Raw genomic sequence first — 21,663 nt, 5'->3', positions numbered from 1 at the left:
AGTATCTGTCGGCTCCCGAGTGTTCCTAAACGTTGTGTGCTTGTCGCACCCATCTGTAGGTCCTAGCAATCGGGGCCCCGTAGTTCGAAAGGGGTCCACCTTTGAGTGAGATTCAGAACTCGTCCATTTTCTCTCTTGACGATGTCAACGAGGAGGAGATGAACAACCTCATCGACGGTACGATTACCGACTTTGATGAGGGCGATCTCGTTAACGGCACTGTCGTTAAGATCGAGCATGACGAGGTGCTCGTTGACATCGGATTCAAGTCCGAGGGCGTTATCCCGGTCCGCGAGCTGTCCATCCGCAAGGACGCTAACCCTGCAGACATCGTTGCACTCGGTGATCCCATCGAGGCCCTGGTTCTCCAGAAGGAGGACAAGGACGGTCGTCTGGTCCTGTCCAAGAAGCGTGCCGAGTACGAGCGTGCTTGGAACCGCATCGAGGAGAAGTTCAACTCCGGCGAGAACGTCGAGGGCGAGGTTATCGAGGTTGTCAAGGGCGGCCTGATCCTCGACATCGGCCTGCGCGGCTTCCTGCCCGCTTCCCTCGTCGACCTCCGTCGCGTCAAGGACCTCACCTCTTACATGGGCACCCGCATCGAGGCCCGCGTCATCGAGATGGACCGCAACCGCAACAACGTCGTCCTCTCCCGTCGCGTCGTGCTCGAGGAGTCCCGTAAGGCCGAGCGCTCCGAGATTCTGTCCAAGCTCAAATCTGGCATGCGTCTCCAGGGCACTGTTTCCTCCATCGTCGACTTCGGCGCCTTCGTCGACCTCGGCGGTATCGACGGCCTCATCCACATCTCCGAGCTCTCCTGGAACCACGTCAACCATCCTTCCGAGGTTGTCAAGGTCGGCCAGGAGGTCGAGGTCGAGGTTCTCGACGTCGATCTCAACCGCGAGCGCATCTCCCTGGGTCTCAAGCAGACCACCGAGGATCCGTGGCGCGCACTGGTCAAGAAGTACCCCGTCGGCGCTATCGTCGAGGGCACGGTGACCAAGCTTGTCCCGTTTGGCGCTTTCGTCGACCTGGGCGAGGGCATCGAGGGCCTGGTGCACATCTCCGAGATGGCCAACAAGCACGTCGATCAGCCTTCTCAGGTCACCCACGTAGGCGACAAGGTTCAGGTCAAGGTCATGGAGATCGACCTCGACCGTCGTCGTATCTCCCTGTCCATGAAGTCCGCTGCTGAGACTCTGGGCGTCGAGATCGAGGTTACCCCGCTGCCTTCCGAGAAGAAGGACGAGGAGACCGACGCCGAGTAAATCGGTTTGACGATCACTTGTTTTAAGGGATCCGTCCGTAATGGACGGGTCCCTTTTTGCATTTACTGCCGAGATGTTCGGTAGTGCCTGCGCGTAACGCTGCTTGGGCTATTCGCTTGCTATTGAGTTGTCGGTGCATGAAAAAACGCCGACATCCCGCCTCGGGGAGGAGGCGGGAACGCACCGAGTAGACGGAGGGGTGCGGAGCGCGGTCGCGTCTCGACTGACAACGTTGCCCATCGGCGTTCCTATTGTACTGCATGACATGGTTCTTGGTTTATCGTGTCGAGCGCTTGTGTTGTGCTGCTGCCTATGCTGACGGTGTGCTACACTCTTGCACTGCTGAGTGGGCCAGACGGTCGCGCGATGTGCTGCTTGCAGCACGCGTGAGGAAAGTCCGGGCTCCAGAGGGCGGGATGCCGGCTAACGGCCGGGCGGAGTGATCCGACGGAAAGCGCCGCAGAAAAGAAGACTCCCACCTGCGCCGCAAGGCGTAAAGGGAAAAGCTGAAACGGTGATGTAAGAGACCACCAGCGTCGTGGCAACACGGCGGCTTGGCAAGCCCCATCCGGAGCAAGCGCGAATAGGAACGCTATGGGCCGGCCCGGTCCGCGTTCGGGTAGCGTGCGTGGAGCTGCACGGTAACGTGCAGACAAGATAAATGACCGTTCACGACAGAACCCGGCTTATAGGCCCACTCAGCACTTTGTTGACGCTGCGAACCCGTCAGCGCGGCAATCTGCCTTTCAAGCCTTCGGGCATGACCATAAGGTCAATGCCCTCAGCTTTCAAGGCACCTTGCTCGCGCTGACGGGTTCTCGCCTTCGACGGCGTCAGCTGGCCGATTTGGCGCTCATTCGTCGGTCGCCGCCATAAGGCGTGCTCCCTCCTCTTTCGGGCCAAATCGACTCAGCTGACGCCGTCTCGCTGTTTTTGCCTGGTCATCGGCGTCGCCGTTCTATTTACCGGGGTAAACGGTACGGCCTTTGCCGTATTATTGAGGCTGTTTGTTGCTTTGCTTGTTGTTGAGGGGCTTTGTTGGACAGCTATTTTACTCTGCAATCGAATATTGAGGCTTCGGGCGAGTTTGTGGACCGTAAGAGCCGGTTTATTGCCCAGCTGGTCCATATTGAGTCTGAGGATGAGGCGAATACCTTTATCGAGATGGTCCGCAAGCGTCATTACGATGCTCGACACAATGTTCCCGCTTGGATTTTGGTCGATGGACGCGAGCGTCAGAGCGACGACGGTGAACCGAGTCGAACCAGCGGCATGCCGACGCTCGAGGTGCTTCGCGGCGCTGGGCTCAAAAATGTTTGCTGCGTGGTAACGCGCTATTTTGGTGGCACGCTGCTGGGGCCTGGTGGCTTGGTGCGCGCCTATACCGCGGCGACGCAGGCGGCGGTGGCCGCGGCTCAGGAGGCCGGGCAGATCGTCGAGATGACGAGTGTCGTGCCTGTTGACGTGCATGTGGCCTATCCGCAGTATGAGCAGGTGCTTCGTTTGGCGCAGGATTCGGGTGCCAAGGTTTCGGATACCGATTACGCGGATGCCGTGACACTTCATTTGGTGTTCAAAGCGGGGGAGCAGGAACCGTTTTGTGCTAAGATGCGCGAGCTTATGGCAGGGCGCGAGGAGATTGAGGTCGGCGCTCCCGAATTTGCCGAGTTCTAACGGCGACGGCCGGTGTGCTTTTGGATGGATCCCAAGCGCGCCGGCCGTCGTTTTATGTTGCCGCCGTTTACTCGGCGAGCTGCTTTAGCACATCGCAGGCGATCTCGATGGCATCGTCGATGCAGCCGGGGCAGCTGCGGAGCGGACCCTTGTCCGATCCGACGCCCTTGAGCGTGCCGCAGACGGTCGTCGTGTTCTTCTCGCCAAAACGCTTGGCGATCTCGCGCGACAGCTTGTAGGTCTGGCCCTTGGTCTTGGGGTTTTCCATGCCGTCGCTCATTACAAAGCCCATGATGGCCACGGCGCCCGAGATGGCGCCGCAGGTTTCGGTCATGCCGCCCATGCCGGCGCCAAAGCCCTCGGTGAGGGTAAAGGCGACCTGGGGGTCGAGCCCGACGGCGGGCGCGAGCGTGCAGGCGACGGCCTGCGCGCAATTAAAGCCACGGGCGTGGTACTCGGCAGCCTGAGCCTGACAGGCGGTGATGTCGAGCTGGGCTGTATCGATTTGCTTCATCGTTGTCTCCTTGGTCACGGTGTACCCGCCTATGGTACCCGTGACGGGGCATGTAATCATCGAGAGCTTCATGTATGCCTCATGTATATCCATCGAATAAATGCCTAAGGCTGAGACGAATGCCCCTGATTTATTTGTCTCATAACCTATCGGCGGGATGGGTTGAGAGGGGTGCGGGGTAGCGGTATCGTGAACCGAATAAAATCAAAACCCAAGTAAGGGAGTTGGATATGAGCGAGCAGACCATCGGTACCACGTGTGTTCAGGGCGGTTATCGCCCGGGCGATGCAGAGCCGCGTCAGGTGCCTATCTACCAGTCAACCACGTGGAAGTACGACACGTCCGAGCACATGGGCAAGCTGTTTGACCTGGAGGAGTCGGGCTACTTCTACAGCCGTCTGCAGAATCCCACGTGTGATCTGGTTGCCGCCAAGATCTGCGAGATGGAGGGCGGCACTGCTGCGATGCTCACGAGCTCGGGCATGGCTGCGAACTTCCTCGCGATCTTTAACGTGGCCGGTGCCGGCGATCACGTGGTCGCGAGCTCTGCCATCTACGGCGGTACCTACAACCTGCTTGCCCATACCATGGGCCGCATGGGCGTTACCTGCACGTTCGTTGCTCCCGACTGCACCGATGAGGAGCTGGAGGCAGCCTTTGAGCCCAACACCAAGCTCGTCTTTGGCGAGACGATCGCCAACCCTGCCCTTGCCGTGCTCGATATCGAGCGTTTTGCCAAGGCCGCGCATGACCACGGCGTGCCGCTGATGGTCGACAACACCTTCCCGACGCCTGTGATGTGCCGTCCCTTTGAGTGGGGCGCCGACATCGTCACGCACTCCACCACCAAGTACATGGATGGCCATGCAGCCTACCTGGGTGGCGTGATTGTCGACCACGGCCAGTTTGACTGGATGGCCCATGCGGACAAGTTCCCGGGTCTCACCACGCCCGACGAGAGCTACCACGGCGTGACCTATGCCGAGAAGTTCGGTCGCGAGGGCGCCTTCATTACCAAGGCCACCGCGCAGCTCATGCGCGACCTCGGCCCTATGCAGAACCCGCAGGCGGCGTTTTTCCTGAACAGCTCGCTCGAGAGCCTGCATGTGCGCATGCCGCGTCATTGCGAGAATGGCCTGGCCGTTGCCAAGTTCCTGCAGAGCCATCCCAAGGTGCGCTTCGTGAGTTATCCGGGCCTGGAAGGCGACAAGTACTATGACCTGGCTCAGAAGTACATGCCTAGCGGTACCTGCGGCGTTGTGAGCTTTGGCTTTAACGGTGGTCGTGCGGCGGCCGAGACCTTTATGAAGAGCCTCAAGCTCGCCCAGATCGCCACGCATGTGGCCGATGCCCGCACCTGCTGCCTGCATCCCGCTAACGCCACGCACCGTCAGATGAACGATGAGGAGCTCATCGCCTGTGGCATCTCCGCCGACATGGTGCGCCTGTCGTGCGGCCTCGAGGACACGGCCGACCTGATTGCCGACCTTGAGCAGGCTCTCGAGCAGTGCTAGGCTAGCGTTCGCATAAGTCGCCGATGCCGACAGAGGGCTTCGGCGACCTTTACGTTCCGATTCCGTAGGCGGGACCCCAATCGCGGCTGTTTGCAGGCGATTGGGGCCCCGTTTTTGTGTTGCGCCACTCGAAAGGATGGATATGGAGAAAACCGCAGAGCAGCTGCGCCGCGAGCACATTGCCCTAGAGGGCGACACCCATGGCAAGAACAAATGGGCGATTCTGTTTACCGTGCTCATCATGACGTTTATGGCGTGCCTGGATTCGACCGTCGTGACCGTGGCACTGCCCGTGATGCAAAAGGAGCTGGGCGTGGGCCTCGACCGCATCCAGCTGGTGAGCTCGGTGTATCTGCTTGCGACATGCGTGGCTATGCTGCCGTTTGGCCGTCTGGGCGACGTGCGCGGCAAGGTGGGCGTATTCCAACTGGGCGTCATCGTCTTTACGGTCGGCTCGCTGCTGTGCGGCCTTTCGGCCTCGCTCGAGGTTCTTATTCTGGCGCGCATTGTTCAGGGCGTTGGTTGCGCGGCGGCCATGGCCAACAACATGGGCATCATCACCGAGTCGTTTCCGGCGCGCGAGCGCGGTCGTGCCATGGGTATCCTCGCGACTTTCGTGGCCCTCGGCATGATGTGTGGTCCCGTGCTCGGCGGCATGCTGGTGGCAAGCTTTCCCTGGGAGAGCATCTTCCTCATCAACCTGCCCATTGGCGTCATCTCGTTTATCGTGGGGCTTTACACACTGCCGCATGTTAAGCCGGAGGCCGGCGAGCGCCCCATGTCGCTGGCGGAGGCCGCGCGTCGCTGCTTTGCGAGTTCGGCTTTTACGATTAACTTGGCATGCATGCTTATTGTGTTTATCGGCATCGGTGCATCTGAGTTTGTGCTGCCGTTCTATTTCCAGGATGCCCATGGCTTTAGCTCCGATATTTCCGGACTGCTCTTTTTGGCGCTGCCGATGGTGAATGCCTTTATCGGGCCGCTTTCGGGTACGGTTTCGGACCGTGTTGGCTGCGAGGGTCCCACGGCGGTCGGCCTGGGTGTGTACGTGTGCGGTCTCTTTGCGGTAAGTACGCTCGACGAGCACTCCTCCATCCCTGCGATCGTGTGCTGTGTCGCGTTTATGTCGTGCGGCACGTCGATTTTCCAGAGCCCCAATAACTCCCTGTACATGGGCTCGGCTCCGCGCGAAGCGCTCGGTTTTGCTGGCAGCTTGGGCAGTTTGGCGCGCTACGCCGGCATGGCACTCGGTATTACGGTGGCGTCGAATATCCTGTATGGGCAGATGAGCGTGGCGATGGGCGAGGCCGTGACCAGTTTCGTTGCAGGCCGTCCAGATGTGTTCTTATTCGGCTTTCGCTCGGTGTTCTACGTGCTCATGGCTGTGGCCGCTGTGGGTTTTGCGCTCGCCATGGTGCGTTTGGTGAGGATGTGCGCCCGCCATTAGCGTGTTGGGAGGCTGCCTGCCACGTATTCGCGCCGTCCCAAAAAGACTGGTTTGTGGTGCGATGCGGCTTGTGGGACAGGCGGGGGTCGGTCCGTGGTAGACTATCGAACAACGTTTATTAATCGCGCGGTATCGTTGCCGCGAGAAGGGGTTGCGCCATGCAGGAGCTTGAGGATCGTATTCGCCATGACGGCATCGTAAAGGCCGGTAACGTCCTTAAGGTTGATGCCTTCCTCAACCACCAGTGCGACGTTGAGCTGTTCGACCACATGGGCGCCGAGTGGGCCCGTCTGTTCAAGAATGTCGAGATCAACAAGATCCTGACGATTGAGGCTTCGGGCATTGGTATGGCTTGCATTGCAGCCCAGCACTTTGGCGGCGTGCCGGTGGTCTTTGCCAAGAAGGCCCAGTCCATCAACCTCGACGGCGAGCAGTATGCCACGACCATCTACTCCTTTACCAAGCAGAAGGAGTACCCGGTCATCGTTGGCAAGCGCTTCCTGTCCGAGGGCGACAAGGTCCTGATCATCGACGACTTCTTGGCCAACGGCTGCGCGCTCGAGGGTCTTATCAAGATCTGCGAGGCTGCGGGTGCCGAGGTGTCCGGTATTGGCATTGCGGTGGAGAAGGGCTTCCAGGGCGGCGGTGATAAGCTCCGCGAGCGCGGCTTCCGCGTTGAGAGCCTGGCCCGTATCGCCGATATGGACTGCGAGACCGGCGAGATCACCTTCGCCTAAGCGCGCAACACAAGCGATTGGTATGCGATGTGACAAAGGGACCGTCCCTTTGTCACATTTTTTGTATGAGGGGAGGTGTTGATATGGATGAGAACAAGATGGGATGGCGCGAGTATGCACGCTATGCCGAGATGTCGGTCGAGGAGTTGGCGCGCGATTGCGAGGTGCAGGTGTTTCGCGCGACGGGTCCGGGCGGACAAGGCGTCAACACGACGGACTCGGCGGTGCGCATGAAACATATCCCTTCGGGAATTACCGTGACGGCGCGCGAGAGCCGCAGTCAGTTCCAAAACCGTAGTAGCTGCCTGCGTAAGCTGCGCGCTGAGCTTGAGCGTCGCGGGCGTCCACCGCGCCGACGCGTAAAGACCAAGGTGCCCCAGTGCTCTCGCCAGCGCAGGCTCAATGACAAGCACTTCAACGCCATAAAAAAGGCCAACCGTCGCAAACCGGGCAGCGACGAATAGCTTCCTCATAAGTTGCGGTGAAATAGGGACTGTTTTTCGGCTTTAGCTGAATAAACAGTCCCTATTTCACCGCAACTTAGGGGTGGCTAGCGGGTGGGGCGCCAGATGTGGAGGGCGCCGGCAAGGATGTCGACCTCGATGCGCGAGGCGACAACGGGCTCGCCGTCGGCCTGGATGGGGAAGTCGGGCTCCTCGAACGTGAGCTCGGCATGGCGGCAGCGGCGCATGCGAATCGGCGGCAGTTTGGTATGGTGGCCGTCTTTGGCCGAAAGGAACATGGGCAGGGCAACCGCGCGTGGGACGGGGCCGCAGGCGTAGCAGACGTCGAGTATGCCGTCGCAGGGATCGGCATCGGGACAGATGCGATAGCCCGAGCCATAGGTGGGGCCCAGCTGAATTGCCATGATGATCGCCCTCACGCGCTCGGCGGGCGTGCCGTCAAAGCTGACTGTCATGGGGTAGTTGCGATAGCGCAGGCCAAACTGCTCAAGTCCCGAGAGGGTGTAGAGCGGAGCACCCGTCAAGCCGGTCTTTTTGCGCAACTCGGTGGTGCCCAGACCAATAGCGGCATCGATGCCGACCGAAAGCGTCTGGTCGTAGTACTCAACGGTAGCCTCGCCGCTGCCGCTCGCAGGGCTCCGCGAGCGAATGCGCCCGATGTCCTGACGCTGCAGCTCGCAGGTGAGCAGCGCGCCAAAATCCTTGCCGGAGAAATCGTCGATGCCGAGCGTCTGGGCAAAATCGTTTCCGGAGCCCACGGGCAGGACGGCAAGAGCGGGGCGGGCGTCCTCCTTTTGCGTCATAAGCCCGTTGACGACCTCGTGAATCACGCCGTCGCCGCCAAGGGCGATAACGGTGCGATAGCCCTGAGCCTGCGCGGCCAGCTCCTTGGCGTGTCCCATACGCTCGGTCAACACCAGGTCAAACTGGGATGCGCGTGCAGTCATGTCCAAAAAGCGCTGCAGGCGCTCGGCAACTTCGCGCGCCGCACCCGACTGGGCGGCTGGGTTGGCGATGATGAGCGTGCGACCAAAATCAGTTGCGTGCATGGGGCGACTCCCGGCGTGTGACATGACAGTGCGGTCGCGCTCAGGTCGAATTGCCCCCGATTGTGGCTGCACGGCGATTATTACATCTACTCTATCAGGTCGTTGTGGCGCTCGATAGCGTCCGCTACCGTACCGCCCTCATCCACAATAAGCGAACGGCGCTTGGGTGAGATGATGCGCTGGGCGGGGTACACGCCGCGGTGTCCGCCGGTTAGGTAGCTGATAAAGGCCACGATGACAAAGAACCCGGCGGCCGTTCCGTGGAACAGATCGATGGCCATCATACAGGTGGTGATGGGCACGTTGAGGCCGGCGCAGAAGACGCCGAGCATGCCGAGGGCCGCCAGAAAACTGGGGTCAAGCCCGGTAAGGCAACCGATCCAGCCACCGAGTGCCGCACCGATGCCAAACAGGGGCGTGACCTCGCCGCCTTGGAAGCCCGCGCCCAGGGTAAGCGCTGTGACGACCAACTTGATGGCTGCGTCCGCCAGGGTGGTGTTGCCTGCAAATCCGGCGCCGGAAAGCCACGTGGAAAGGCCGGCGTAGTTCCAGGCGTCGAGGAGGGCATAGGCGGCCAAAACCACGAGTGCGCCTATGAGTGCGCGGACGAGGTAATTGGTGATAAAGCGACTGTACAGGCTTTTGACGGTTCGAACCGACCAGGCAAAGAGGCGTGCCGTCAGGCCGAAGATAATGGCGCTGATAACAACGATGACAACCGTCCGTGGTGTCATGTTGGGAACGCTGGCGATGACATTCGCCTCGTACTCGGTTCCCAAGGCAAGCGACGTAAAGTAGCCGGTAAACGAGGCGACCAGGCAGTAGATGCCCGCGGTGTAGTCGATCTTGCCGATAAAGCACATCTCCATGCCAAAGAAAGCTCCAGCAAGGGGCGAACCGAATACGGCGCCAAAGGCCGACGAGATGCCGGCGAGCATGAGGTCGTGGTGGTCATGCTTTTTGAGGTGGGCGAGGCTCGAGATGTTGCTGGCGATGGTGCCGCCAATCTGCACCGCGGCTCCCTCGCGACCGGCCGATCCACCCGTTAGGTGCGTGAGCGTGGAGCAGACGAAGGTGAGGACGGCCATGCGCATATGGATGAGGCGTGTGCCCAGAGCGGAGTCGATGACCAGGTTGTTGCCTCGTTTGGCGGCAAGGCCGTGGTTTTTGTACACCCATGCGGTGGCAATGCCCACAACGGGAAGCAATGCGTAGACCCACGCGTGGTGCTCGCGATAGTCGGTCGCGATATTCAGCGAGGCCAAAAACGCCCAAGCGGCAACGCCCATGGCGAGCGAGACGATGACGACGAGCGCGAGCAACTTGGCGCTCGCGAGTAGGTTGCGGGCGTTGCGGCGCGTGTCGGCAGCCAAGAGATGCTCGGAGCGGGTGAGCTGTTGCCTGCCTGCCATGATGACGTCATTAAGGGAGAAAAAGCCGCCGTCGTCGAGCGACTGGGAATGATCCTGCGCCTCGTTTGCGCTTTCGGGTTTGTCGGTAAAAGCCATACGTTCCTCTTTTGGGTTGCAACACGAGCATTATAAAACGCGGTAAACGCGACGAGCCGGTGGGTTGGTTTCCATTCTGTTTCGCGGCCTGCAACCGACAGGTGTATTTGCGGGTACAGGCCGAGTCGCGGTCGTGCGTCGGGGGATTATACTGAGACAAGCATAAAGAATTGGCGCCCCTGTTGTGCGCCGTGGCATTAAGAGGTGCATATGGCAGAGAAACTCATACCGCTGGAGGATGCGCAGTCGATTGTTTTGTCGCACGTTGCTCCGACGGATCTCATCGAGGTCCCGGTATGGCAGGCGGCTGGTTTTCCCTTGGCCGAAGACGCGGTGGCCGATATCGACATTTCGCCGTTTGCCAACAGCGCTATGGACGGATATGCCGTGCGCTCGGCGGACTTGGCGCAGGCATCTGGCGAGGCGCCGGTGACGCTCGACGTTGTCGGACACGAGGCCGCGGGCCATGTCTTTGAGGGCGTGGTCGGCGTGGGCGAGACGGTCCGCATCATGACGGGCGCGCCGGTACCCGAAGGTGCCGATGCCGTGGTGAAATACGAGATCGTCGAGGTGCTTGACGGCGACGGCAACGAGGGCTCGCACGTGAGCTTCTCGGCGCCTGCCAAGGTAGGGGAGAACGTTCGCTCTGCCGCCGAGGAGGCCCATGTCGGCGATGTTGTGATGCACGCCGGCGAGGTTGTGGCCCCGGCCGGCGCTGGCCTGCTGGCGAGCGCCGGGTATGCGAGCGTGAAGGTGCATGCCGCGCCGCGTGTGGGCATTATCTCGCTGGGCACGGAGCTGGTCGCGCCGGGTGAGCTGCCGGCGCGCGGGCAGATTCGCGACTCCAACTCGTCGGCGTTGATGGCCGAGGCACTCGATGCCGGCGCCGAGCCGGTGTTCTTTGGCATCGCTCCCGATGATGAGCAGGCAATCGCCGAGCTCGTGCATCGCGCCGTGCAGGAGTGCGATTTTGTCATTACGAGCGGCGGTGCCTCGGCGGGCGATTACGACTATGTGACGGCGCTCGTCCGGCGCGAGGGCGAGGTGCTCTTCGACCGCATCTCGATGCGTCCCGGCAAAGCCATCACGTTTGGCCTGCTTGGGGGCAAGCCGTATTTGGGGCTTTCGGGCAATCCCGCGGCGGCGTATGTGGGCTTTGAGATGCTCGCCCGCCCCGCGATCCGCAAGATGCGCGGCTTTGCCGAGGGTACGCGTCCCGTGCAGCAGGCGACGCTCACGCACGGCGTGAAAAAGCGACAGCATCGCCGCTTCTTCGATCGCGCCACGGTTTTGCGCGACCCCGAGACCGGTGAGCTGTTGGTGACCGAGGCCAAGACGCAGAATTCGGCGCTGCTCGGCACGATGCAGCGGGCTAACTGCCTGTTGCGTGTTGACGAAGGACCGTGCGACCTCAAGGTGGGCGATGTCGTGGACATTGTTCGCGTCGACCTGCCTGAGGGCGCCGTGTTGTAGGAGGAATACTATGGAGCTGAAGATATCGATCGTGACGTGTTCGGACACGCGCGATCTTGCCCAGGATGAGGCCGGAGCCGCACTCGAGGAACTTATCGAGGCGCAGGGCTGGACGGTCGCCTCACATGTGGTTGTGCGCGACGACGTCAGCGAGATCGGTGATGCCATTGTGGAAGCCGCCGATGAGTGCCACGCCAATGTCGTGCTCACCTGCGGCGGCACGGGGCTTTCGATGCGCGATGTGACGCCCGAGGCGACGCGTGCCGTTTGCGAGCGCGATGTGCCGGGTATTGCAGAGGCGATCCGTGCCTACTCCATGACCAAGACGCACCGCGCTATGCTCTCGCGCGCTATTTGCATGCAACGAGGTCATACACTTGTCGTAAACTTTCCCGGTTCTACGAAGGCCGCCCGCGAAAGCTGGGAGGCCATAGCGGACCAGCTGGAGCATGCAGCCCAAATGACAGCGGGCGGCGGACATACCAACTAAGCGGTTTACCTGCGGCGGGGCGACCTGAACGGCTGCTCCGCTTTTGTTTTCCACCGAAGCGACGCCGAGGTGCACGCTAACTCGAAACTATATTCTCTGACGAGAATAATTTCTCACTATCATTATTCGCGTGAAAGTATAATCTGATTGCAGATTATAGCTCGCGGTGGGGTACCCGGGCACAAGGTCCGAAAGGGTTGAATATGTTCGATATGGTTTCTCGCCGCGGATTCGTCTCGCTTTTTGCTGTCGCCGCTGCCGGCCTTGGTCTTGCCGGCTGCTCGGGCAGCAAGACGTCCGAGCCGGCCGGATCCGATGCCGGTTCTGCCAAGGCATCTTCCAAGAAAACTGTCGAGCTGCAGGTCTTTGCCGCCAACTCGCTCGAGAAGGCTCTGCCCGAGGTCCAAGAGCTCTACACCGACCAGACCGGCACCACGTTTGCAGACACGCAGTTTAAGGCGTCTGGCGACCTTGTCGAGCAGATGCGCGCCGGCGCCACGGTCGACGTGCTCATCACCGCCTCCAAGGGCACCATGGACGACGCCGAGGCCGCCGAGCTCGTCGATGCCGACACCCGTGAGGATATGTTCGTCAACGACCTTGTGATCATTCGTGCTGAGGGTTCCGACACCAAGATCGAGGCCATCGCCAACGTCGCGAATCTGGACGGCAAGATCGCCATCGGCGACGCCAAGACCGTCCCCGCCGGCAAGTACGCCAACCAGGCCTTAGCTTCTGTGGGTCTCTACACCGGCACCGAGGGCGACGACGGCGAGTATGCACCCGAGCTTGCCGACAAGGTGGCCCTGGCCGACAAGGTCGGCACCGCTGCGTCTTACGTCTCTACGGGCGACTGCGTGGCCGGTTTTGTCTACAGCTCCGATATCTTCCGCTATGACGGCATCGAGGAGGCCTTTGTGTGTCCCGAGGACTCGCATAAGCCCATCGTGTATCCGGGCGCTGTCGCCGATGGCTCCGAGCACGCCGACGAGGCCAAGGCGTTTATCGACTTTTGCCTGTCCAACAAGAAGGCTCAGAAGATTTGGGCTAAGTACGGCTTTGAGCTTTCCGAGTAGTGCGGCTTGGCGCGATAATTCCATCGTTTTGTGTTTCACTCCGTCCTTGTATTCGCTTGGAGCTTTTCGTGCTTAAAAGATTCCGCATGCTTGTCGCCTGTGCTTTGACCCTCGCGCTTTGCTGGGTGCCGGGATTTGCGTTTGCTGGGGACGCTGAGGACGGGGCCCAGGTTGCTGCGACCGCTCATGGGCTTTCCTATGGGATCGAGGGTTTTGAGCGGTTGGCCAAGGGGACCGCTCGTGCCATGGAGGGCCAGCCTGAGGGCTACCGGTTTCCCGTTGACGAGGACGTGGACCTTGTGGTGGCGCCCGCTGCCGATCGCGTTGTGGTGTGGATATCGCCCAAGGCAGTCGAGAAGTATGGATTGGATCCGCAGGACAACGAGTGCGTATCGGGTCTCAAGGCCCTTGTCTGTGAGCTCGACAGCGCAAACTGCATGGGAGGTGCGCAGCTAGGGGACGTGGATCTTCCTTGGTATGTCACGGCGGAAACAACGTTTGATGCCGGCGGGTATACCTATGGCTTTGATGTGCGTGGTGCGGATGGGGACCGCTATGCGGTGATTGCATCAGCCTCGGGTGATGCCAAGGGCGGCGCGCGTTGGCTTGATAGCGCTCAAATGGTAGAGGCGTCGTCTGTCGCGTTGCGGGATGAGCAGGGGCCCTTGACCTCTCTGGCTTCCTTTTTGGGCGACATCGACTATCGCCCGTTTTGGGTGTCCATCAAAACGAGCGGCCTTGCCCTGGTGATTGCCTTTGCACTGGGCCTGTTTGCCGCGTGGAAGACTATGGGTACCTCGAGTCGCATCAAGGGCCTGCTCGATTCGGTCTTTACGATTCCTATGGTGCTGCCGCCCACGGTCTGCGGCTTTCTGCTCCTCATGCTGTTTGGCCGCTCGACCGGGGTGGGCCAGTGGCTCATCGCGCATGGCATCTCGATTGTCTTTACGTGGCCGGCGGCGGTGATCTCTGCCGTGGTGGTGTCGTTCCCGCTCGTCTATCGTACGGCACTCGGAGCCTTCGAGAGCCTCGACACGCAGATGCTCGACGCCGCGCGAACCTTGGGATGGTCCGAGTGTCGCATCTTTACCAAGCTCATGATGCCGCTCGGCTGGCCCTCGATTGCCGCCGGCACGGTGCTCGCCTTTGCCCGCGCGATGGGCGAGTTTGGCTGCACCCTGTTCTTTGCGGGCAACTACGCCGGTATTACGCAGACCATTCCCATCGCCATCTACTTTGAGTGGATGGGCGGCAACACGTCGGTGGCCCTCTTTTGGGTCGTCGTCGTGATCGTGTTTAGTTTCCTGGTCATTTTGTTCATCAATATGTACACGGCGCATTCGCAAAAGTACCGCGAGCGCGGCCTGTCCCGCGCGGAGCGCAAGCAGGCCAAGCGGCTGGGCAGCCAGACCGATTCGCTCGACCCGGTCGGCGGCGATGCCTTGCGCATCGATCGCGAGGCGCTGGCCGAGCTTATGCGCGATGACGCAGCACCGCAGGGAGGTCGATAAGCTATGTCACTCGTTTTGGATATCAAAAAACGCTATCCCGGGTTTATGCTCGACATGCAGCTTGAGGCCGGCGAGGAGCGTGTGGCGCTGCTGGGCGCCTCGGGCTGTGGCAAGAGCTGCACGCTGCGCTGCATTGCCGGTGTGGAGACGCCCGACGAGGGCAAGATCGTCGTCAACGGCGTGACCTTCTTTGACTCTGCGGCGGGCATCAACTTTTCGCCCCAGGAGCGAAAATGCGCCCTGATGTTTCAAAACTATCAGCTGTTCCCTAATATGACGGTGGCCGATAACGTGTGCGCCGGCGTTGAGGGTGCAGGTGACGCCGCGGCGCGCAAGCAACTTGCCGAGCGCTACCTGAGTATCTTTGGACTGGCCGACTTTGCCGACCGCTATCCCGCGCGCCTTTCGGGCGGCCAGCAGCAGCGTGTGGCGCTTGCCCGCATGGTGGCGGCGCATCCCGGCATCTTTATGTTCGACGAGCCCATGAGTGCGCTCGATGCGTACCTCAAGAGCGCGCTCGAGCAGAACATGCTCGACCTGTTCGATGTCTGCAACCGCACCGTACTCTACGTGAGCCACGACATCGACGAAGCGTGCCGTCTGTGCGAGCGTATTTGCGTGATGCATAACGGGCATGTGGAGGAGATCGGCTCCGTCGAGGACGTGGTCCGCCGGCCGCAAACCTTGGCTGCGCTGCGTCTGACGGGCTGCAAGAATACGAGCCGCGCGCGCAAGATCGAGCTTCAGGAAGTTGAAGCCCTGGACTGGGGCATGACCTTCAACGTGGGCCGTGAGGTTCCCGATAATGTGGCGTACCTGGGTATTCGTGCAAGCTACTTCCATGTGGACAACCGCGCTGAGCGCGGTCGTAACAGCTACGATCTGCATGTGGCCCGCGTGAGCGATTCGCGTTTTGAGCGCCTGGTGCTGCTGGATGTGCCGCGTGCCGATGCGCCGACGCGCCTGCAGTGGAAGGTCAACAAAGTGGGCATGCCTGTCGACGAGCTGCCGCAAGCAGGCGAGACGTTGCGCATGCATTTTGATGCCAGCAGGATCCATTTGGTTTGTCGTTAATGCGGTGGGCGATGCGGGCGAGGAGGTAGTCCTCGACCGCTTTGTTTCCACTTTACCGCTCGCCGATTTCTATATGACAAAATCTTATCAATCTGATAATTATTTATCAGACAGCGAGGTGTTCGCATCCCGCAGCTGTCGTACGATTGTCAACGGTGTTCGCATGGTCGATGACCGTTGATATAGTTGACCTCAACTGGTTAAGGAGGGTGCGCACATGCCGCAGACGACATACATTCGCCGCGTTGCCGCGCGTGCCCTATATATCGCTCGGAGCCGCATATGAGCAGGTATGTTCACGGCTCCGGGAGAGACGACGCACAATTAAATAGTCAACCGCAAAGCAGGTTCCCCAAAATTCCGGGTTTGAGCACGGCAGGGCAATCGCCGCCCGTCGTGCATCGATACCGCTGTTATCCGTTTTTGGTTCGAGAGGGGAACCGCCATGGCTGAAGCAATCGAAGAGGTTACGTTGCCCAGCACGTTTGAGGAGTTCAACGAGCAGCGCAAGGCGGCGTTTATTCGCGTCAAGGATTACAAGCAGGCGGGTAATCGCCTGGTCGGATTTTTGTGCAGCTATACGCCGCTCGAAATCATCGATGCCGCGGGCGCGGCGAGCGTGGCGCTCTGCGGAACGTCCGACGAGGTTATTCCCGAGGCCGAGAAGGTACTGCCGGCAAATCTGTGTCCGCTCATCAAATCGACGTACGGCTTTGCCTACTCGCAAAAGTGCCCGTTTACGTACTTTAGCGACATGATCATCGGCGAGACCACCTGTGACGGCAAGAAGAAGATGTACGAGCTCTTAAACGAGCTCAAGCGCACGCATATTCTGCATCTGCCGCAGGGTCGCGAGCGCGCTTACGAGCGCGAGGGTTGGTACGAGGAGTGCCGACTGCTCAAGGAGGAGCTCGAGGGCTTCTACGGCATCACGATTACCGACGATAACCTACGTGCCGCCGTGCGCCGTCGCAATCGCTTGCGTGCGGCCCAGCTCGAGATGTTTGCGCTGCAGGCTAACCAGCCGGCGGCCATGAGCGGCGTCGACCTGATGAGCACCATGTTTGCCGGTACGTTCAGCTTTGATATCGAGGCCTATACGGACCAGCTGGAGCAAAAGGTTGCCAAGCTGCGTGAGGCCTTCGACGCGGGCGAGCGCCCGGTTGCGGCGGATGCCAAGCGCATTCTGATCACCGGCTGCCCGGTGGGCGGCGTGATCAACAAGATTGGCCGCACCATCGAGTCCAACGGCGGCGTGGTCGTGTGCATGGACGACTGCTCGGGCGAGCGCACGGCGGCCATGATGATCGACCCGGAGGCTCCCGATATCCTGCGCGCCATCGCCGACCGCTATCTGGATATCAACTGCTCGGTCATGACGCCCAACGACGGTCGTATGGAAAACACGCTGGCCATGTGCGAGAAGTACCACGTCGATGGCGTGGTAGAGAGCGTGCTACAGGCCTGCCACACCTTTAACGTGGAGAGTGCGCGCATGCAAGAGGCCGTTGAGGGCGCGGGCATTCCGTACATGAAGATCGAGACCGACTACAGCAACGGTGACATGGGCCAGATCGAGACCCGCATCGCCGCCTTCATCGAAACCCTCTAGCTTCCTCAGGCACCGGATCTTGCCCCTCAAACCGTCGCTTGCGTACCAAAGTACGCCGCGCTCCTCTTTCGGGGCAACCTCCGGCACCTGAGAAACCTAGAGCTAAGGCGCCTGAACGCGCCGCTGTCTTTGATGTTTGGATTAGGAGAGAGCCATGATAGGGATCGGGATTGATATCGGGTCTACGGCGGCTAAGGCTGCTGTGGTCGACAGGGAGGGTTCGGTGGCGTGGACGTGCGTGCAGCCAACCGGGTTCTCCTCGGTCGATGCTTCCGAGCGGCTGCGCGAGGCACTGGCAGCGGCCGGCTATGGCGTGTGCGCCGACGACGTGCGCGTGATCGCGACTGGCTACGGCCGTGTCGCCGTGCCCTATGCGCACAAGGTCGTGACCGAGATCACCTGCCACGGCACCGGTGCTGTGCGCCTGTTTGGCGATCACGGCACGGTGATTGACGTGGGCGGCCAGGACACCAAGGTCATTCAGCTTAAAAGTGGCCGCGTGGCCAAGTTTGCCATGAACGACAAGTGCGCCGCCGGCACGGGGCGCTTTTTGGAGATTATGGCCGACCGCCTAGGCATTTCCCAGCAGCAGATGGCCGACCTGGCGCGTTCCGGCGAGCCCACCAAGATCAGCAGCATGTGTACGGTGTTTGCCGAAAGCGAGGTTATCAGTCTGATCGGTCGCGGTGAGCCGCGCGAGAACATCGCACGTGGCGTGATCGACAGCGTGGTCTCGCGCGTGGCGACCATGGCCGGGCAGTCCGCGGGCGCCCCGTACTACCTGACCGGTGGCCTGTGCGAGAACGCCTTCGTGGTGGAGCGGTTGGGCGAGCTACTGGGGTCGCCGGTGACCACCTCGCCCCAGGCTCGCTTTGCCGGTGCCATCGGCGCGGCGATTCGCGCACAGGCGCTCAATTAATGCATCCGCCTTGGGCTCGTATTCATGCGTATACTGAGAGAAAATGATTGACCGATGAGAGGGGGTATCGATGCCTGACGATCAGATTAAGCTCACGTCTATGACTGCCGCGAGCGGTTGAGCCGCTAAGTTGGCTCCTGGAGCCCTCGCCCAGGTCCTGGGCGACTTACCCAATGTGCATAACGACAACCTGCTCGTGGGGTTCGATACCTCCGACGATGCGAGCGTCTTCCGCGTAGGGGAGAACCTGGGGCTCGTGCAGTCCATCGACTTCTTCCCGCCGATGGTCGACGACCCGTTCCTGTTTGGCCAGATCGCCGCGGCCAACTCGCTGTCGGACATCTACGCCATGGGCGGGCGGCCGAGCCATGCCATGAACCTGCTCTGCATACCCAGTTGCCTGGGTGTTGAGGTTGCCGGCAAGATTTTGGCGGGTGGCGCCGACAAGTGCGTCGAGGCCGGCTGCGCCATCGCGGGCGGCCACACCATCAACGACGACGAGCCCAAGTACGGCCTGTCCGTGAGCGGCTTTGTCGCGCTCGACCGCATGCTCGCCAACAGCGGCGCGCACGTGGGCGATGTCCTGCTGCTGACCAAGGCGATCGGCTCGGGCATCATCACCACGGCCATTAAGGGCGAGCTCATCGAGCAGGACGAGGCCGCAGCCATGTTTGACTCGATGCGCACCCTCAACGAGGCCCCGATTCGCCTGGCCGAGGGACTCGAACTTCACGGCTGTACCGACGTCACGGGCTTTGGCTTGATCGGGCATGCGTGCGAGATGGCCGAGGGCTCGGGCGTGCAGATTGAGCTTGCATCGGGGGCGGTGCCTCTCTTTGAGCAGGTGCTCGATATGGCGCGTCTGGGCATTATCCCAGCCAGCGCCTACCGCAACCAGGACTTCTTTGGCCCGCGCGTGGCTGCCGACGAGGACTTGGAGCCGGGCATGCTGGATGCGCTGTACGATCCGCAGACGTCTGGTGGCCTGCTTATCGCGGCGCCTGCTGCCGATGTGGATGAGCTCGCGCGTCGTCTGCATGCCGAGGGACGTATCGCCGTCGTCGTCGGTCGCGTGTGCGAGCCGGTGCCAGGCGGTCCTGCTGTTCGCGTTGTGCATTAAGGAAAACCGTTTATGCGACCGTCCGTTGTTCTGGGCGGCCCCTTTCGAAAGGATTTTGCTATGTCTACCAAAATTGAAGTCAATGCCATGGGCGATGCCTGTCCGCTGCCCGTCGTCAAGACGCTTAAGGCGCTCAAACAGCTTGACGGCGAGGGTGCCGTGGTGACCTCGGTCGATAACGAGACCGCCGTCAAGAACATCTCCAAGATGGCGCAGGAGAAGGGCCGCACGGCCTCGGTCGAGAAGATCTCGGACGCTGAGTGGCACGTGACCGTCGCGACCGCCGGTGCCGTGGCCGTTGCGGACCCCGAGCAGGACGGTGCCGCTTTCTGCGACGCCAGCGCCAGCAAGGGCAAACTCGTCATTTCCGTCTACACCGACTGCATGGGCCGTGGCGACGACGAGCTGGGCCACAAGCTCATGAAGGCCTTCATCTTTGCCGTGACGCAGCAGGAGGAGCTGCCCGCGACCATGCTGTTCTACAACGGCGGTGCCAAGCTCACCGTAGAGGGCTCTCCGGTGCTCGACGACCTGAAGGGCCTGGCCGAGCAGGGTGTCGAGATTCTCACCTGCGGTACCTGCCTGGACCACTTTGGCATTAAAGACCAGCTTGCGGTGGGCGAGGTCACCAACATGTACGTGATCGTGGAGAAGATGGAGCAGGCCGTGCGCGTCGTGCGCCCGTAGCGTATTGGTTGGAGTTGCCATGAGGGAGAAGCGCCCGGCGCTTGTCATCACGTTTCCCACCACGGCGGCCGCCATGGGGTGCGAGACCCTATGCATCGAGCGCGGCCTTCCCGGGCGAACGATTCCCGTGCCCGGGGAGGTCGCTGCCGGCTGCGGTCTGGCGTGGAAGGCGTTGCCTGCCGATGAGGAACTGCTGCGCGCCGAGCTTGCCGCAGCGGGCATTCCCACCGAGGGCTATACCGTGATTGATATGTGGGAGGTCGTGCGATGATCTATCTGGATAACGCGGCGACGACCATGCACAAGCCGCAGACGGTCATCGATGCCGTGACGCAGGCGATGTGCTCGCTCGGCAATGCCGGGCGCGGCGCCACGTCGGGTGCCCTCGATGCCGCTCGTACGATTCACGCTTGCCGTGCCAAGCTCGCGCGCCTTTTGGGTTGCCCGAGGGCGGACCATGTGTGCTTTACGCCCAACTCCACGGCGGCGCTCAACACCGCCATCAACGGGGTGGTGCGCCCCGGCGACCATGTGGTCACAACGGTGCTCGAGCACAACTCCGTGCTGCGTCCGCTCAACCGCCTGGCGGCAGAGCAGGGTGTGACGGTTGAGCATGCGGGCTGTGATACCAACGGCGTGCTCGACTACGACGAGCTCGAGCGGCTGGTCACGCCCGGTACGCGTGCTGTGGTGGTGACGCACGCCTCCAATGTGACTGGCAACGCGGTCGACATTGCGCGCGTGGCGTCCATGGCCAATGCTGCCGGCGCGCTGGTGATCGTCGACGCCTCGCAGTCTGCCGGCGCGATGCATATCGATATGCAGGCCATGGGGCTCGACGTGGTGTGCTTTACTGGCCACAAGGGACTCATGGGTCCGCAGGGGACCGGCGGGCTGGCCGTGGCGGAGGGCATTGACGTGGCGCCGTGGGCCATGGGCGGCACGGGCGTGCACAGCTTCGATGCGCTGCAGCCGCTTGAGTGGCCCACGCGCCTTGAGGCGGGCACGCTCAACGGCCACGGCATCGCGGGACTTTCCGCAGGTCTCGACTTTATCGAGGCGCAAAGCGGGGTCGAGGCGATTGCGGCGCATGAGCGAGCACTGGCGGATCGCTTTCTCGCTGGCGTGCGCGAAATCCCGGAGATCAAGCTCTACGGCGCCTTTGACCAGCCGTCGCGCTCGGCGATCGTCTCACTCAACGTGGGTGATATCGACTCTGCCGAGATCTCGGACGCGCTCATGCAGGGGTGGGGGATTGCGACGCGCCCCGGTGCCCATTGCGCCCCACTCATGCACCGTGCACTGGGAACCGAGCGCCAGGGCGTAGTTCGCTTCTCGTTTGGTTACTTCAACGCGGCCGAGGAAGTCGACACCGCGATTGACGCTTTGCGCGATTTAAGCAGCGATTAGACCAACCATTTGCGCCCTTAGATAAACCGTTTGCGCAGCCTTCCCGCATTGTCGCTTATACAGGGTATTGTGTGATGATGGCCCACACTGGGACTCTGTATCTTTGCAAATTGCGG

The 21,663-nt window shown here is 61.2% G+C and carries 20 protein-coding genes and 1 other RNA gene; 18 read left to right on the top strand and 3 right to left on the bottom strand.

What is annotated here, in order from left to right; translation table 11 throughout:
- Nucleotides 1–101: 101 nt before the first annotated feature.
- The 3 genes from rpsA to DWX63_RS01220 all read left to right on the top strand — a co-directional run bounded on the left by rpsA (nucleotide 102) and on the right by DWX63_RS01220 (nucleotide 2,942).
- Entirely contained in the window at nucleotides 102–1,268 is a 1,167-nt protein-coding gene (gene rpsA, locus DWX63_RS01230) for a 30S ribosomal protein S1 (RefSeq protein WP_022095232.1), read from the top strand.
- A 343-nt stretch (nucleotides 1,269–1,611) separates the two neighbouring features.
- An RNA gene (gene rnpB, locus DWX63_RS01225) (RNase P RNA component class A) lies at nucleotides 1,612–1,973 on the top strand.
- Between the two features lie 330 nt (nucleotides 1,974–2,303).
- The gene (locus DWX63_RS01220) at nucleotides 2,304–2,942 is read left to right on the top strand and encodes a YigZ family protein (RefSeq protein ID WP_199411055.1); all 639 of its coding nucleotides are present in this window, start codon (nucleotides 2,304–2,306) and stop codon (nucleotides 2,940–2,942) included.
- Nucleotides 2,943–3,009: 67 nt separating this feature from the next.
- Here the strand turns inward: DWX63_RS01220 and DWX63_RS01215 are convergent, their stop codons facing one another.
- Nucleotides 3,010–3,456, bottom strand: coding sequence for a C-GCAxxG-C-C family protein (locus DWX63_RS01215; RefSeq protein ID WP_233514425.1), 447 nt, complete (start codon nucleotides 3,454–3,456; stop codon nucleotides 3,010–3,012).
- A 230-nt stretch (nucleotides 3,457–3,686) separates the two neighbouring features.
- Here DWX63_RS01215 and DWX63_RS01210 point away from each other — a divergent pair, with 230 nt between their 5' ends.
- The 4 genes from DWX63_RS01210 (at nucleotide 3,687) to DWX63_RS01195 (ending at nucleotide 7,618) form a co-directional block, all read left to right on the top strand.
- A complete protein-coding gene (locus tag DWX63_RS01210; protein ID WP_117842561.1) occupies nucleotides 3,687–4,970 on the top strand; it encodes an O-acetylhomoserine aminocarboxypropyltransferase/cysteine synthase family protein in 1,284 nt (427 codons plus the stop codon).
- Nucleotides 4,971–5,112: 142 nt separating this feature from the next.
- Nucleotides 5,113–6,417, top strand: coding sequence for an MFS transporter (locus tag DWX63_RS01205; protein WP_117639193.1), 1,305 nt, complete (start codon nucleotides 5,113–5,115; stop codon nucleotides 6,415–6,417).
- Nucleotides 6,418–6,575: 158 nt separating this feature from the next.
- Nucleotides 6,576–7,154: a xanthine phosphoribosyltransferase gene (locus DWX63_RS01200; RefSeq protein WP_117639195.1), complete on the top strand. Its 579-nt coding sequence runs from the start codon at nucleotides 6,576–6,578 to the stop codon at nucleotides 7,152–7,154.
- Nucleotides 7,155–7,237: 83 nt separating this feature from the next.
- Nucleotides 7,238–7,618, top strand: coding sequence for a peptide chain release factor-like protein (locus DWX63_RS01195; RefSeq protein ID WP_370445859.1), 381 nt, complete (start codon nucleotides 7,238–7,240; stop codon nucleotides 7,616–7,618).
- Nucleotides 7,619–7,704: 86 nt separating this feature from the next.
- Here the strand turns inward: DWX63_RS01195 and DWX63_RS01190 are convergent, their stop codons facing one another.
- Complete coding sequence (locus tag DWX63_RS01190; RefSeq protein WP_117842560.1) at nucleotides 7,705–8,667, bottom strand: diacylglycerol kinase family protein; 963 nt, start codon at nucleotides 8,665–8,667, stop codon at nucleotides 7,705–7,707.
- An 86-nt stretch (nucleotides 8,668–8,753) separates the two neighbouring features.
- Nucleotides 8,754–10,175 carry a chloride channel protein gene (locus DWX63_RS01185; RefSeq protein ID WP_199411053.1) on the bottom strand — a complete coding sequence of 474 codons (1,422 nt, stop codon included), beginning with the start codon at nucleotides 10,173–10,175 and terminating at the stop codon, nucleotides 8,754–8,756.
- Between the two features lie 210 nt (nucleotides 10,176–10,385).
- Between DWX63_RS01185 and glp the strand changes: the two genes are divergently transcribed.
- From glp to DWX63_RS01130, 11 genes are all read left to right on the top strand, one after another.
- Nucleotides 10,386–11,648 carry a gephyrin-like molybdotransferase Glp gene (gene glp / locus DWX63_RS01180; RefSeq protein ID WP_117842559.1) on the top strand — a complete coding sequence of 421 codons (1,263 nt, stop codon included), beginning with the start codon at nucleotides 10,386–10,388 and terminating at the stop codon, nucleotides 11,646–11,648.
- A gap of 10 nt (nucleotides 11,649–11,658) precedes the next feature.
- A complete protein-coding gene (locus DWX63_RS01175; RefSeq protein ID WP_117758703.1) occupies nucleotides 11,659–12,138 on the top strand; it encodes a molybdenum cofactor biosynthesis protein B in 480 nt (159 codons plus the stop codon).
- Between the two features lie 203 nt (nucleotides 12,139–12,341).
- Nucleotides 12,342–13,214, top strand: coding sequence for a molybdate ABC transporter substrate-binding protein (gene modA, locus DWX63_RS01170; protein ID WP_117842558.1), 873 nt, complete (start codon nucleotides 12,342–12,344; stop codon nucleotides 13,212–13,214).
- Nucleotides 13,215–13,282: 68 nt separating this feature from the next.
- Complete coding sequence (gene modB / locus DWX63_RS01165; RefSeq protein WP_233514424.1) at nucleotides 13,283–14,725, top strand: molybdate ABC transporter permease subunit; 1,443 nt, start codon at nucleotides 13,283–13,285, stop codon at nucleotides 14,723–14,725.
- Between the two features lie 3 nt (nucleotides 14,726–14,728).
- Nucleotides 14,729–15,799, top strand: coding sequence for a sulfate/molybdate ABC transporter ATP-binding protein (locus DWX63_RS01160; protein ID WP_117842556.1), 1,071 nt, complete (start codon nucleotides 14,729–14,731; stop codon nucleotides 15,797–15,799).
- A 445-nt stretch (nucleotides 15,800–16,244) separates the two neighbouring features.
- Nucleotides 16,245–17,411 carry a double-cubane-cluster-containing anaerobic reductase gene (locus DWX63_RS01155; protein ID WP_199411052.1) on the top strand — a complete coding sequence of 389 codons (1,167 nt, stop codon included), beginning with the start codon at nucleotides 16,245–16,247 and terminating at the stop codon, nucleotides 17,409–17,411.
- Nucleotides 17,412–17,565: 154 nt separating this feature from the next.
- Nucleotides 17,566–18,330, top strand: coding sequence for an acyl-CoA dehydratase activase (locus tag DWX63_RS01150; protein ID WP_117842555.1), 765 nt, complete (start codon nucleotides 17,566–17,568; stop codon nucleotides 18,328–18,330).
- A gap of 70 nt (nucleotides 18,331–18,400) precedes the next feature.
- On the top strand, nucleotides 18,401–19,450 hold the full coding sequence (gene selD / locus DWX63_RS01145; RefSeq protein WP_117842554.1) for a selenide, water dikinase SelD: 1,050 nt from the start codon (nucleotides 18,401–18,403) through the stop codon (nucleotides 19,448–19,450).
- Between the two features lie 60 nt (nucleotides 19,451–19,510).
- Nucleotides 19,511–20,137 (top strand): sulfurtransferase-like selenium metabolism protein YedF, encoded by a 627-nt coding sequence (gene yedF / locus DWX63_RS01140; protein ID WP_117842576.1) that lies wholly within the window; start codon nucleotides 19,511–19,513, stop codon nucleotides 20,135–20,137.
- A 19-nt stretch (nucleotides 20,138–20,156) separates the two neighbouring features.
- Complete coding sequence (locus DWX63_RS01135) at nucleotides 20,157–20,408, top strand: DUF3343 domain-containing protein (RefSeq protein WP_117564982.1); 252 nt, start codon at nucleotides 20,157–20,159, stop codon at nucleotides 20,406–20,408.
- Complete coding sequence (locus tag DWX63_RS01130; protein ID WP_117842553.1) at nucleotides 20,405–21,547, top strand: aminotransferase class V-fold PLP-dependent enzyme; 1,143 nt, start codon at nucleotides 20,405–20,407, stop codon at nucleotides 21,545–21,547. Before DWX63_RS01135 ends, DWX63_RS01130 begins: the two co-directional genes overlap by 4 nt.
- The last annotated feature ends 116 nt before the right edge of the window (nucleotides 21,548–21,663 follow it).

The sequence above is a fragment of the Collinsella sp. AF20-14LB genome, assembly GCF_003459505.1.
Classification (GTDB): domain Bacteria; phylum Actinomycetota; class Coriobacteriia; order Coriobacteriales; family Coriobacteriaceae; genus Collinsella.
This window is presented reverse-complemented; position numbering and strand designations above follow the sequence as displayed.